The organism is Kineosporia succinea, assembly GCF_030811555.1.
Lineage (GTDB): Bacteria > Actinomycetota > Actinomycetes > Actinomycetales > Kineosporiaceae > Kineosporia > Kineosporia succinea.
Genome location: NZ_JAUSQZ010000001.1, coordinates 1799536 through 1812246, shown reverse-complemented (window position 1 = coordinate 1812246; position 12711 = coordinate 1799536). Strand labels below are relative to the sequence as shown.

Below are 12711 nucleotides of genomic sequence, written 5' to 3'. Positions count from 1 at the left end.
GATTCCATCAATCGTGATCAAGAGGGCAGATGGTGAAAAAGAAGATCGTGGTGATAGCGGCTTCCGCCGCGCTGGTGGCCACCTCTGTGGTGACCGGCTCGGTGGCGCAGGCTTCCGGTTCCGGGAGCGGTTCCACGACTGGAGTCGCTCAGGCGGCGCCTGCCCCCACCCAGGTGGCGTTCAGCCCCGAGCCGATCAAGTGGGGCAAGTGCGCGAGCGCCGGCCTGCAGTCGCTCGGCGCCAAGTGCGGCTTCCTGACGGTGCCGCTCGACTACGACAAGCCCAAGGGCAAGAAGATCAAGCTGGCCGTCTCACGGATCTCGCACACCGTGAAGAAGGCCAAGTACCAGGGCGTCATGCTGGTCAACCCGGGTGGTCCGGGCGGTTCCGGCCTGACCCTGTCGTCGCTCGGGCAGTACGTGCCCGACAACGCCGGTGACGCCTACGACTGGATCGGTTTCGACCCGCGCGGCGTCGGCTCGAGCAAGCCCGCGCTCTCCTGCGACGGCAACTACTTCTCCTACGACCGGCCGAAGTACGTCCCGAAGACCACGAAGGACGAGAAGGTCTGGCTGAAGCGCTCGAAGGGCTACGCGCAGGACTGCGCCAAGGCCGGTGGCGCGCTGCTCGACAACCTGAAGACCACGGACAACGTCAAGGACATGGACGTCCTGCGCAAGGCGCTGGGCCAGAAGAAGATCAACTTCTACGGCTTCTCGTACGGCAGCTACCTCGGCCAGGTCTACGCCACCCAGTACCCGACCCGGGTGCGCCGGATGGTGCTCGACGGCGTGGTCGACCCGCGCAACGTCTGGTACCAGGCGAATCTCGACCAGGACATCGCCTTCGACGCCAACATGGACGTCTTCTTCGGCTGGGTGGCCAAGAACAACGCCACCTACAAGCTGGGCAAGACGGCCGCGGCAGTGAAGAAGCTGTACTACCAGCAGCTCAACGCCCTGGACAAGAAGGCCGCCGGCGGCAAGATCGGCGGTGACGAGTGGACCGACATCTTCCTCGGCGCCGGGTACTACGTGTTCGGCTGGGAGGAGACGGCGGACGCCTTCGCCGGCTGGGTGCACGACGGTGACTGGAAGACGCTGAAGGCGCTCTACGACTCCTCGAACCCGCAGGGGCCGGGCGAGGACAACGGCTTCGCGGTCTACCTGGCCACCCAGTGCACCGACGTGCAGTGGCCGAAGAGCTGGGCGAAGTGGAAGAAGGACGCCCGGGCCACGCACCAGAAGGCGCCGTTCATGACCTGGTCGAACAACTGGTTCAACGCGCCCTGCCTGTACTGGGACGGCGAGGTCGGCAAGGCGGTGAAGGTCGACGGGTCGAAGGCGCCCGGCATCCTGCTGATCGCCGAGACGCACGACGCGGCCACCCCGTACGCGGGTGCCCTCGAGGTCCGCAGCCGGTTCCCGAAGTCGGTGCTGATCGAGGGCAAGAACGGCACCACGCACTCCGGCTCGCTCAACGGGGTCGCCTGCACCGACGACACCATCGCCGCCTATCTGAAGGACGGCACCCTGCCCAAGCGGGTCAAGGGCCGGACCTCGGACAAGCAGTGCTCCCCGGTGCCGCAGCCGACCCCGGCCGGCAGCAGCACCACGGCCAAGGCGGACACCGGCAAGAACGCCGCCTGACGATCACCTGAAACCGCAGAAGGCCCGGTCCCCGAAAAAGGAGGGCCGGGCCTTCTGCCGTGCCGGATCAGGCTGGATCAGTGCTGCTGGTGCTCCTGCGGCTGGCCGAGGCCACCCTCGCCCGGCCCGTCGTCCTCGGACTCCTCGTCGTCGAGGTCCTCGAGGTCGTCGATCTCCTCGAGGCTCTCCACCAGGTAGGGCGGCAGCGACCGGTCGGCGTTGAACGGCGTGAACCAGTGCACGAAGCCCATCGGCGCGGAGTCCTCGGACAGCTGCAGGTCCTCGTCCTCCTCCTCGTCGTCGTCCTCGGACGGGGCGTCGAAGAGGATCTCGTGGTCGGAGTCCTCGAACAGGTTCGCCTCGATCGCCTCTCGCCAGCCCTCGTCGAGCTCCACGTCGGCCTGGTCGAGCTGCACCTCGGCGTTGTCCAGGAGCAGGCGCAGGGCCAGCTCGTGGGCCACGCACGACAGCGGCTCCCATCCGGCCGTGAAGCGCCGGGTGACGTCGGCCGTGGCGACGATCAGCCGCTGCGTGAACAACGCGTCGTAACGGTCGGTGTACCGCTCGGGCAGGCCGCCGAGCACGAAGAACACGTCCTCCGGGGCATCGGCCACGGTCTCGGTGACGCCGTCGCGGGTCAGCGTGTCCAGGTCGACGAACAGCTGGTCGACCACGGCGACCGAGGCCTGGAACAGGGCCCCGGCCACGAAGCGGGCCTGGGTGATCGCTTCCTCCCCGGCCTCCTCGTCGTCGCTCTCGGTGTCGAGCGCCGTGAGCAGGGCCAGGTCGACCCCGGTCAGGACGCTCGCGCTGTGCAGCAGCTGCTCGCGGCTCGCCTCGGTGTCGCGGCTGGTCTCGATCCCGGTCAGGCTGAGCCCGTCGGGACCGGTGACGACCACCACGGTCTCCACGTCGAGGTCGCCGCCGGAGTCGCCGTCGAGCTGCCGGCGCAGTTCCTCGACCTCGTCGTAGTCGTCCAGGACCTGCAGGTCCGGGGCGTCGTCGAGGCCCTCGGTGACGTCGGCCGACTCGCCGGTGACGCTGACCGAGAACGGTCCCCAGCCCGGGTTGGCCGGGTCGTTGATCAGCGCCGCGACGCTGTCGCCGACCAGGCTCAGCACCTCGGCCGCGGCCAGACCGGGAGCCGCGACGGTCAGGCTGATGTCGGCCTCGCCGGTCATGCCGTTGGTGAGGTAGCCCTCGTTGGTGCACTCGGCGATGGCCAGCGTGACCGATTCCTCCAGCCGCCGCAGCATGCCGTCGCGTTCCAGCGCCGTCGAACCCTCAGCGGCGCCCACCAGGATGGTCAGCTCGTCGTCGTCCTCTTCCATGTGGGCAGTCTGCCCGACCCGGGACGTTCCCGTCAGTGGGGGCGGTCGCCGAGGACGTCTCAGGCGCTGCGGACCCCGAGTTCCTGGTGCGGGTGCAGACGCCGGTAGGTGCCGTTGAAGTAGAGCAAGGGGTGCAGACCGGGCGTGGCGTGCAGTGACCGCACACGACCCACCGTGAGGTAGTGGTCGCCGGTCACGAACTCGTTCTCCAGGTCGCAGTCGATCGTGGCCAGCACGCCCTCCAGTCGCGGCGCCCCGGTCGTGCCGGGCTCCCAGGCCACGCCGCGCCACTTGTCGCCGCCGCTGCGCGCGAACTGGTTGCAGAGAGCCTCCTGGCCCGCCTCCAGGATGTTCACCGTGAACGCCCCGGCCTCGCGGATGCGCGGGTAGCTGGTCGAGGTCAGCGCCGGCGAGAAGGCGATGAGCGGCGGGTCGAGCGAGAGGCTGAAGAACGACTGCATGGTGAGCCCGACCGGCTCGCCCTCGTGGAGCGCGGTGACCACCACGATGCCGGACGCGAAGCCGCCGATCACCCGCCGGAACTGGGCGGCGTCGAAGTCGATCGTGTTGTCGCTCACCGGGTCACCCCCAGGCGGCCGGTGAGGGCCGGCACCAGCGTGGCCGCGTTCGCCCGGGCCCAGTCGGAGGTGATCGCGTCGAGCTCGGCGATCCGGGTCATCACCAGGTAGAGCCCCCGGCTGGGCACGGTGGCGCCCAGCTCGACGAGCAGCGGGCGCAGGTTCACCTCGGTGGCCATCGCGTGGTCGGCGGCGGCCCCGGTCATCACCGGCACGGCCACCACGCCACCCAGCCCGTTGCTGGGGTAGCGGTCGAGGAAGGCCTTGAGCAGGCCGGTGTAGGTGGCCTTGTAGGTGGGGGAGGCGACCACGAGCAGGTCGCTGGCCGCGACCGCGTCGTTCAGCTCGGCCAGGGTGGGCTCGGGCCACTCGAAGAGTCTCGAGGAGTAGTCGGCCAGATCGATCACCTGGCGCTCGGTGGGCTCACCGGGCAGCAGTTTCTCGATCGCGTCGGTGACGGACTCCGCCACCCGCAGGGTTCGTGAAGCGGGCTTGGGATTGCCCACGACCACGGCGATCTTCACCGGTTCCACATCCTTCAGCAGCCGGGCGCGGCGTCTCTCAGACGCCGCACGGACGAGATGGTCAGTCCCCGCACACCGGCCCGTTCCGCGAAGCGCGTCTTTGGGCAGCCCGAAGTGCCTGCAGTGCAGGAACATTCACCTGTCGCGTTCTTGTGTCACGACGGCGGCTGCAACGTCTTACGCTGCTGCATTCGATATTAGGTTCGCCTGACGCGATGTCAAGATTGTTGACCGGAACAGTGAGGTTCGCCTCTCCCGGACCCGAACGGACGTGGTGGCCGCCCTCCCGGGGCGACCACCACGTCCATCATCTGGGCCTCTACTTCACCGAACCGGCCGTGAGCCCACCCACGAGGTGCTTCTCGATCAGGGCGAAGAGGATGACGACCGGCACCACCGCGATCAGCGAGGCGGCGAACAGCTCGTCCCAGTGCTGCTGATAGCCGGTGACGTAGGAGTTGATGCCGACCGTCAGCGGCTTCTTCGAGTCGTCGCTCATCAGGGTCAGGGCCACCACGTACTCGTTCCAGGCCGCGATGAAGGTGAAGATCACGGTCGTGACCAGCCCGGGGAGGGTGAGGGGGAGCATCACGTGCCAGAGGGTGCGGGCCCGGCCGCAGCCGTCGAGGTGCGCGGCCTCCTCCACCTCACGCGGGATCGAGGCGAAGAACCCCTGCAGGATCCAGATCGCGAAGGCCAGGTTGAACGCCGCGTTGGTGATGATGATCGAGGCGTAGGTGTTGACCATCGTGAGGTCGAAGAACTGCCGGTAGAGGCCGACCACCAGCGAGGTCGGCGAGAACATCTGGGTCACCAGCACGGCCAGCAGGAACGCGGTGCGCCCGGGGAACCGGAAGCGCGCCGTGAAGTAGGCCGCCGGAACCGCCGCCGCCAGCACGATCGCCGTCGACGAGATCGCCACCAGCAGTGAGGTCTTCAGCCAGTTCAGGAACCGGCTGTCCGACAGCACGGTGCCGAAGGTGTTCCACTGCCACTCGCGCGGCAGGAACGACGGCGGTGAGGCCAGTACGTCGTGCGCGGGCCGCAGCGCGTCGAGCAGCATCACCGCGTACGGCGACACGAACACCAGGGTGATGGCGAGGCCGATGAGTGAGAGGTAGTAGGGCCGGGCCTTCTTGCGGACGGACACGGTGGCCGCGGTCATCCCTGGGTCACCTCCCTCCAGCGGATGATCCGCAGGTACACGAGCACCACCACGAGGATCAGCAGCACGTTGAGCACCCCCATCGCGGCGGACATGCCGACACTGCGCTCGGCCGCCTTGAACGCCAGCTTGTAGCTGTAGGTGATGGACGTGTCGTGGCTGAACCCGGGATTGCGGTCGTTCAGCGTGTAGATCAGCGGGAACGAGTTGAACACGTAGATCAGGTTCAGCACGCTGGCCACGAGCAGCGCCGGGCGCAGCAGCGGAAGGGTGATGTGCCAGTAGATCTTCCGGGGCGAGGCGCCGTCGACGCGGGCGGCCTCGACGATGTCGGCGGGGATCGCGTTCAGCCCGGCCAGCAGCACGTAGGCGGTGAACGGCAGCGAGACGAACACCCCGACGCCGATCATCGCGGGCATCACCCAGGTGTCGTCGCCGAGGAAGTCGATCGGCTCACCGATCAGGTGCAGGGTGACGAGCAGCTGGTTGAGCACGCCGTGCTCGTAGTCGAGGATCAGCGTGAACAGCCGCGCGGTGATCACCAGCGACGCCGCCCACGGGATGATGATCGCCCAGCGCATCACCGTGCGGCCGTAGAAGTCCTTGGCCATGAACTGGGCCAGGCCCAGGCCGATCAGGATGGTCAGCGCGACCACCACGACCACCCAGATCCCGGTGTTGGCCAGAACGGTCCACAGGTCGTCGTGGCTCAGGATGTCGGTGTAGTTGCCGAAACCGGCCGACCCCTTGCGCAATCCGGTGATCGAGTACTCCGACAGGGACGCCTGCACCAGGGCGATCGCGGGGTAGACGACCACGCCGGCGATGAGCAGGACCGGCACGATCAGCCAGGGGATCGCGGAAAGGCCACTGGCGTAGCCGGTCTCAGTGCGCTTCGAGCGCCGGCGGGGCCCCGTGCCCGTGGTCACGGGGCCGGCCTTCTCGAGCTGGTCGGTCACCTCAGCTCCCGGACTCGGCCTGCTTCTGCAGGTCGTCCAGGATCGCCTTCGGGTCGCCGTCCGGGCCCACCGCCGCGCCGATCTCCTGCTGCACGGCCAGTTTGATGGTGTCCCACGTCGGGTCGTCGGTGGGGGTGAGCTGCACGCCGGTGAGGGTGTCGAGGTAGACCTTCAGGTCGGCGTCGGAGCTGAACTTCTCCACGCCGCTCCGGGTGACCGGCAGGAAACCCTCGTTCTCGATGAACGTGTTCACCTGGTCGGTCTGGTAGTACAGGTCGTAGAAGGCCTTGACCGCCTCGGCGTTGCCGTCCTTCTTGAACGCCATCAGGTAGTCGGTGACGCCGTACGACTTGGGCTCGTCACCGGTGTTCGAGGGCATCGGGGCGACCCCGTACTCCACCTTCTTCGCCTCGTCGAGCTGTGCGGCCAGCGGCGAGAAGCCCACCACCATGCCCGCTTTCCCGGCCGCGAAGTCGGCGAACGCGCCGTCGGTGCGGTTGGTCTTGCCCGGGTTGTTCTGCGTGACACCGTCGGTGCTGAGCTTCTTCAGGAACTCCAGCGTCTCGACGTTGGGGGCCGAGTTGATCGACCACTTGCCGTCGGTCTTCCAGTTGCCGCCGTTGTTGAACATCCAGATCGAGAACTCGGCCTGGGCCTCCTCGGGCCCCAGCGGCTCGGCGTACCCGGCCGCGCCGTCGCCGGTGTCCTTGATCTTCTTGGCGTCGGCGGCGAACTCGTCCCAGGTGGTGGGCGGCGCGTCGATGCCGGCCTTCTCGAACAGGTCCTTGTTGTAGAACAGGGCTCGCGCCGACGACAGGTCGGGCATGCCGTAGAGCTTGCCGTCGTAGGTGCCGCTGGTGACGAAGTTCGGCAGCAGATCGGACTTCACGTCGGGTGAGAGCACCTCGTCGGCGCTGTAGAGCAGGCCGTCCTTCGCGTAACTGGCGTAAGCATTGAGGTTCAGGATGTCCGGCGGGTTGCCGTTCTGGATCATCGTGCTGCTCTGCTGGTCGATGTCGTCCCAGCTGACCACCTGCACCTCGAGCTCCGTGCCGGTCTTCTCCTCGTAGGTCTTGGCGAAATCCTGCCAGAAGCCCTGGGTTTCGGAGCTGTACTCGGCCGCGACCAGCTTGATCGAGTCGACCTTGCCGTCACCGCCGTCGCTCCCGGTGTCACTCGCGCCGGTGCCGCCACCGCACGCCGCGAGCGTGAGGGCGAGGCCGGTGACGCCGACCGTGAAGGCCTGGGCTCGTCTGTTCATCGCAGAAACTCCTGTTGTCGGACGGGAGGGGGAGGCGGGGCGTAAGGGTCGCCCCTGAACTGCTGCGAAGGGTTTGTAAAGACGCTTTACGATTCGGCCGTAACCATCGCGCAGGATCCCGGTGGCGTCAAGAGGTGTTCATCCGGGTCTGTCCCGGTTCGCCCCGTCGGGGCTTCTGCTAAAGGGCTTTCACCTGCGATGGGGTGCGGAGGGGGCAAATACGAAGGACGCCGGAGAGCGATGCTCTCCGGCGTCCCGGTGGTTGCCCGGACGGGCAGATGGTTACCGGTGCTCGCGCCAGGCCCGCTCGAACGGCAGGCGCCAGGCGTGGGGGGCGATCAGCTGGTGGATCGCGTTCGGCCCCCAGGTGCCCGGGGCGTACGGCTTCACCGGCGGCGGGTCTTCGAGCAGCGGGATGGACCGCTCCCAGAGACTCTCGATGCCCTCGGCGGTGGTGAAGAGCGTGTGGTCGCCCTTCATCGCGTCGAGGATGAGGCGCTCGTAGGCCTCGAGCACGTCGCCGGCCCGCTCGGTCTCCTGCGTGGAGAACTGCATGCTCAGCTTGTCGAGCTTCATGCCCGGGCCGGGCCGCTTGCCGTAGAACGACAGCGACACCTTCGAGGCGTCGGCCAGGTCGAACGTGAGGTGGTCGGGACCGGCCGCGCCGACGCCCGAACCGGCCGGGAACATCGACTTCGGCGCCTCCTTGAAGGCGATCGAGATGATCCGGGCGCCCTCGGCGAGTCGCTTGCCGGTGCGCAGGTAGAACGGCACCCCGGCCCAGCGCCAGTTGTCGATGCCGGCGCGCAGGGCGATGAAGGTCTCGGTGTCGGAGTCGCGGGCGACCCCCTCCTCACCGCGGTAGCCGCTGTACTGACCACGCACGACGTCGCGCGGGTCGATCGGCAGCATCGAGCGGAAGACCTTGTTCTTCTCCTCGCTGATGGCCCGCGGCTCCAGGGCGGTCGGCGGCTCCATCGCGACGAACGCCAGCACCTGGAGCAGGTGGGTGACCACCATGTCCTTGTAGGCGCCGGTGCTCTCGTAGAAGTTCGCCCGCCCGCCGAGGCCGAGGGTCTCGGGGATGTCGATCTGGACGTGATCGATGAAGTTGCGGTTCCAGATCGGCTCGAAAAGGCCGTTGGCGAAGCGGAACGCCAGGATGTTCTGCGCCGCCTCCTTGCCCAGGAAGTGGTCGATCCGGAAGATCTGGCTCTCCCGGAAGGTCTCGTGGACCTGGTCGTTGAGGATGATGGCCGACGTCAGGTCGGTGCCGAACGGCTTCTCCATCACCACCCGCGACCGCTCGACCAGCTTCGCGTCGCGCAGCATGGTGATGACGGCGAGAGCGGCCTTGGGCGGCACACTCAGGTAGTGCAGCCGCCGGGCGTCGGGCCCGAGCTGGGCCTCGGCGTCGTTGACGGCGCTGGCCAGGGCCTCGGGCCCGGCCGACTGGGGCACGTAGCAGAGGTTCTTCGCGAAGGTGTCCCACTGCTCGGGCGAGAGCTTGTGGGTACCGAACTCCTGCATGGCGGCCTGGGCGAACGTGCGGAACGCGTCGTCGCTCATGTCCTCGAGGGAGGTGCCGACCACGCGGATGTCCGGCGCCAGGGCGGATGCGGCAAGGTGCGCCATGCCGGGCAGCAGCTTGCGGCGGGCGAGGTCACCCGTAGCCCCGAACAGCACGATCACGTGCGGGGCGAGGGAGTCCTCCCCCTTCCGCGACGGCCGTGACCCGGGGGCCGGGTAGGAAATCGTCTGGGGTGCTAGATCGGACACAGCTTCGATGATGGCACCATCGACCGTCCGGCGCGAAGGAGCCCGGTCGATCGGGCTCGGATGTCTGCCTCTGCGTCACAGGCCGATAGTCCCTCCGGAAACGGTCCAAGGGCCCCTCCACTCCTTCGGGCAGCGTGCCGATACCCGCGCTGAGATGACGATTGGTGACGCGGGAGCCGCACAGACGCCTCGGGGGGACGGGACGCCTGCCGATGAGACGTGCCCGGTCCCGCGACAGTTCACCCCGGTGGATCATCCGGACGAGGCCCGGCGCCTGACCGAACTGCATTCGCTGGGAATCCTCGACTCCGCGCCCGAACCCGGTTTCGACGACCTGGCCCAGCTCGCCGCCGACCTCACCGGCAGCCCCGTCGCCCTGGTCACCCTGATCGACGAGCAGCGGCAGTGGTTCAAGGCCAAGGTCGGCACCGACCTGTGCGCGGTCGGCCGGGACATCGCCTTCTGCGATCACGTGGTGCGGGGCCGCGCCGAGCTGGAGGTCTCCGACCTGCGGATCGACCCGCGGTTCGCGAGCAACCCGTTCGTCACCGGCCCGCCCCACGCCGTGTTCTACGCCGGATTCCCGGTGCTGCTCGAGACCGGCTCCATCCTGGGCACCATCTGCGTCATCGATCTGCACGAGCGGGAGCTCACCGAACGCCAGCGCGAGCAGATGCGGGCGCTCGCCCGGCAGGTCTCGACCCAGCTGGAGCTGCGCCGTCGCACGATCGAGCAGGCCCGCGAGATCGAGCTGCGCACCACCGCGCAACGGCAGCTGGCCCGGTCCCGCTCCGAGTACCGGCTGCTCACCGAGAACTCCGGTGACGTGATCGCGCGCTGGACGGTGGACGGGCGGGTCACCTACATGAGTCCCTCGGCGGGCTCGGTGCTCGGTCTGGACACCGAGAGGGACCTGGGTACCCGGTTGATCGACCGGGTGCACCCGGACGACCAGCCGGTGCTGCGCGAGGCGCACGCGGCGGTGCTGCGGGGCGGGGCCGAGCTGATCACGCTGCGGATGCCGGCCTCCGGCGGGGACTGGCACTGGCTGGAGTGCACGCTCTCACCGCTGCACGACCCGGACAAGGGTGAACTCGAGATCCACTGTGCGGCAAGGGAGGTCACTGAGCGGGTGACCGCCGCGGCGAGGATCGCCCAGTCGGAGGAGCGATTCCGCAGCATCTTCCACGGGTCCCCGATGGGTATCACGCTCACCGACACGACGGGCCGGTTGATCTCGGCCAACCCGGCGATGTGCCGGCTGCTCGGGGTGCCGCACGACGAACTGATCGGGCGGATGCGCTCCGACTTCGTGCACCCGGCCGACAGTGCCATGCACCCCTCGGCGATGCGCGACCTGATGAAGCGGCCGGGCACCAGTGTGGAGGTGGTGGTCCGGTTCCGGCGTCATGACGGGGTGCTGGCCTGGGCCTCGGCCTGGCTCAGCTGGATCCACGACGGCGACCCGGAACCGCACCTGCTGGCCCACGTCTTCGACATCACCGACCGGCGCGCGGCCGAGCAGGCGCTGGCCGACAGCGAGGCCAACCTGGCCGCGATCAACCGGGTCACGCGCCGGATCCTGTCGGGCGAGCCGGCCCGCACGGCGATCGTGACGGCGCTGGTCGACATCGCCGGGGCCTCGCTGGCCACGGTGCTGGAGAAGAACGACGCCGACGAGTTCGTGATCACCGGCTGCTCGGACGCCCAGCGGGTGGGGGAGGCCTACGCGGCGGCGAGCACGCCCGCGACCGCCGGGGTGTGGCGCGACAAGAAGTCGCTGTTCATCGAGAAGGTGCCGGGCAACGCGCTGGTCAACCAGAAGCTGGCCCGGATGATCAACGCACAGTCGATCCTCTACCAGCCCATCATGAGCGGTGACGAGATCATGGCGCTGCTGTCGGTGTCGTGGGAGACGCCGGTGTCGGACCTGGACGACCGGCGGCTGAAGGCGGTCGAGCTGCTGGCCGACGAGGCCGCGTTCGGGCTGGCGCACGACGCGCTGGTGCGCCGCTACGAGAACCTGGCCGGCACCGACCAGCTCACCGGCCTGCCGAACCGGCGCAGCTGGGACGAGCGGCTGTCGGTGCTGGTGGCGGCGTCGCAGCGCACGGCCGAGCCGTTCGTGGTGGCGGTCGCCGACGTGGACCGGTTCAAGGTCTACAACGACACCCACGGGCACCTCGAGGGCGACGTGCTGCTGCGCGAGGTGGCCCAGGCCGTGCGCGCGGAGCTGCGGGCGGTGGACACCGTGGCCCGCTGGGGCGGCGAGGAGTTCGCGATCGCGCTGCCGAACTGCCGGGAGAGCGACGCCCGGCGCGCCCTGGAACGGGTGCGCCGGGCGATGCCGCGCGGGCAGACCATCTCGATCGGCTACTGCCACTGGGACCTGCAGGCGAGCGCGGACAGCCTGATGAACCGGGCGGACGCGGCCCTGTACGAGGCCAAGCGCTCGGGCCGGGACCGGGTGGTCGCGGCCGCCGACCTGCCCCCGGCCTGATGCGGCGAGGCCGTCCGAGAAGCCTTCTACCGCAGGCCGGCCGCCACCCGCTCGAGCGCGTCCATCGACCCCTGCATGCCCTCTTCCATGCCCGAGTCGATGTGCGCGTCGCGGTGCGCGGCCTCGGTGTGCTCGATGAGCATCGTCAGCGTGGTGCGGCCGCCGGACTCGGCGAAGGTGATGGTGTTGACCGAGTAGGCGTCGGGCATTCCCTCGAAAGTCTCGGTGCAGACGATCTTCTCGAGGTCGACGATCTCGCGGAACTCGCCGTTGAAGCCGACCTCGAAACCGGGCCCGGCCACCATCACCTGGCGCCAGCGCCCGCCCACCCGGAAGTCCGACTCGACCAGGGTGACCTCACCCTTCTCGCCGGCCCACCAGCGCTTGATCAGCTCGGGCTCGGTGTAGGCGCGCCACACCAGGCTTTTCGGTGCGTTGAACTCGCGGGTGATCAGGATGGTGGTGTCGCTCGGGAGCGTCACCACCGCGGTGCCGGTGCTCGTGGAAGATGTCATGTCCCCTGCCCCTTCTCGGATTCGGCCTCGAGTTCCGCGAGGACGTCGTCCAGGGCGGAGAACCGCCCCTGCCAGAGCCGCTCGAACGACGCCAGCCAGTCGTGGATCGGTTGCAGGCCCTCGGGATTCAGGCGGTAGAGCCGTTGCCGTCCCTCGTCCCGCGCCGTCACCAGACCCACTTCGCGCAGTACCCGCAGATGTTTCGACACCACCGGCTGGGCCAGGTCGGTCATCCCGACCAGGTCGTTCACCGGCAGTTCCCCCCGGGCCAGCAGCAGCAGGAGCTGTCGCCGGCGCGGCTCGGCCACGGCGCTGAACGCATCGGTCGTCGTCGCGGCGCGGGCCATGCCACTCATCGTATTCCGATATAGGCATACGTCAACACCCGCAAAATGGGGGACGCGCCGGTGGCACCTTTCGGGTCGAAGGTGACCGGCGCGTCCTCCCCGA

At 68.6% G+C, this 12711-nt stretch carries 11 protein-coding genes; 2 read left to right on the top strand and 9 right to left on the bottom strand.

All coding sequences use genetic code 11. The annotated features are described in order from the left end of the window. Nucleotides 1-29 precede the first annotated feature (29 nt). Entirely contained in the window at nt 30-1649 is a 1620-nt protein-coding gene (locus J2S57_RS07995) for an alpha/beta hydrolase (protein WP_307240036.1), read from the top strand. A 77-nt stretch (nt 1650-1726) separates the two neighbouring features. Here J2S57_RS07995 and J2S57_RS07990 read toward each other — a convergent pair whose 3' ends face one another. The 7 genes from J2S57_RS07990 to zwf all read right to left on the bottom strand — a co-directional run bounded on the left by J2S57_RS07990 (nt 1727) and on the right by zwf (nt 9246). Then, nucleotides 1727-2980 (bottom strand): hypothetical protein, encoded by a 1254-nt coding sequence (locus J2S57_RS07990; RefSeq protein ID WP_307240033.1) that lies wholly within the window; start codon nt 2978-2980, stop codon nt 1727-1729. A gap of 59 nt (nt 2981-3039) precedes the next feature. Next, nucleotides 3040-3558, bottom strand: coding sequence for a flavin reductase family protein (locus J2S57_RS07985; RefSeq protein ID WP_307240031.1), 519 nt, complete (start codon nt 3556-3558; stop codon nt 3040-3042). After that, on the bottom strand, nt 3555-4082 hold the full coding sequence (locus J2S57_RS07980) for an NADPH-dependent FMN reductase (protein ID WP_307240029.1): 528 nt from the start codon (nt 4080-4082) through the stop codon (nt 3555-3557). Before J2S57_RS07980 ends, J2S57_RS07985 begins: the two co-directional genes overlap by 4 nt. Before the next feature lie 319 nt (nt 4083-4401). Beyond that, nucleotides 4402-5247 (bottom strand): carbohydrate ABC transporter permease, encoded by an 846-nt coding sequence (locus tag J2S57_RS07975; RefSeq protein WP_307240027.1) that lies wholly within the window; start codon nt 5245-5247, stop codon nt 4402-4404. After that, nucleotides 5244-6206 carry a carbohydrate ABC transporter permease gene (locus tag J2S57_RS07970; protein WP_307240025.1) on the bottom strand — a complete coding sequence of 321 codons (963 nt, stop codon included), beginning with the start codon at nt 6204-6206 and terminating at the stop codon, nt 5244-5246. The genes J2S57_RS07975 and J2S57_RS07970 overlap by 4 nt, the downstream gene beginning before the upstream one ends. A gap of 1 nt (nt 6207) precedes the next feature. Further along, nucleotides 6208-7467: an extracellular solute-binding protein gene (locus J2S57_RS07965; RefSeq protein WP_307240023.1), complete on the bottom strand. Its 1260-nt coding sequence runs from the start codon at nt 7465-7467 to the stop codon at nt 6208-6210. Nucleotides 7468-7749: 282 nt separating this feature from the next. Further along, the gene (gene zwf, locus J2S57_RS07960) at nt 7750-9246 is read right to left on the bottom strand and encodes a glucose-6-phosphate dehydrogenase (RefSeq protein ID WP_307240021.1); all 1497 of its coding nucleotides are present in this window, start codon (nt 9244-9246) and stop codon (nt 7750-7752) included. Between the two features lie 247 nt (nt 9247-9493). Between zwf and J2S57_RS07955 the strand changes: the two genes are divergently transcribed. After that, nucleotides 9494-11746 carry a diguanylate cyclase domain-containing protein gene (locus J2S57_RS07955; RefSeq protein WP_307240019.1) on the top strand — a complete coding sequence of 751 codons (2253 nt, stop codon included), beginning with the start codon at nt 9494-9496 and terminating at the stop codon, nt 11744-11746. 26 nt (nt 11747-11772) lie between these two features. Here the strand turns inward: J2S57_RS07955 and J2S57_RS07950 are convergent, their stop codons facing one another. Both J2S57_RS07950 and J2S57_RS07945 read right to left on the bottom strand, forming a co-directional pair. Further along, nucleotides 11773-12261 carry an SRPBCC family protein gene (locus tag J2S57_RS07950; RefSeq protein ID WP_307240017.1) on the bottom strand — a complete coding sequence of 163 codons (489 nt, stop codon included), beginning with the start codon at nt 12259-12261 and terminating at the stop codon, nt 11773-11775. Then, nucleotides 12258-12608, bottom strand: coding sequence for an ArsR/SmtB family transcription factor (locus tag J2S57_RS07945; RefSeq protein ID WP_307240015.1), 351 nt, complete (start codon nt 12606-12608; stop codon nt 12258-12260). Before J2S57_RS07945 ends, J2S57_RS07950 begins: the two co-directional genes overlap by 4 nt. Between the last annotated feature and the right edge of the window lie 103 nt (nt 12609-12711).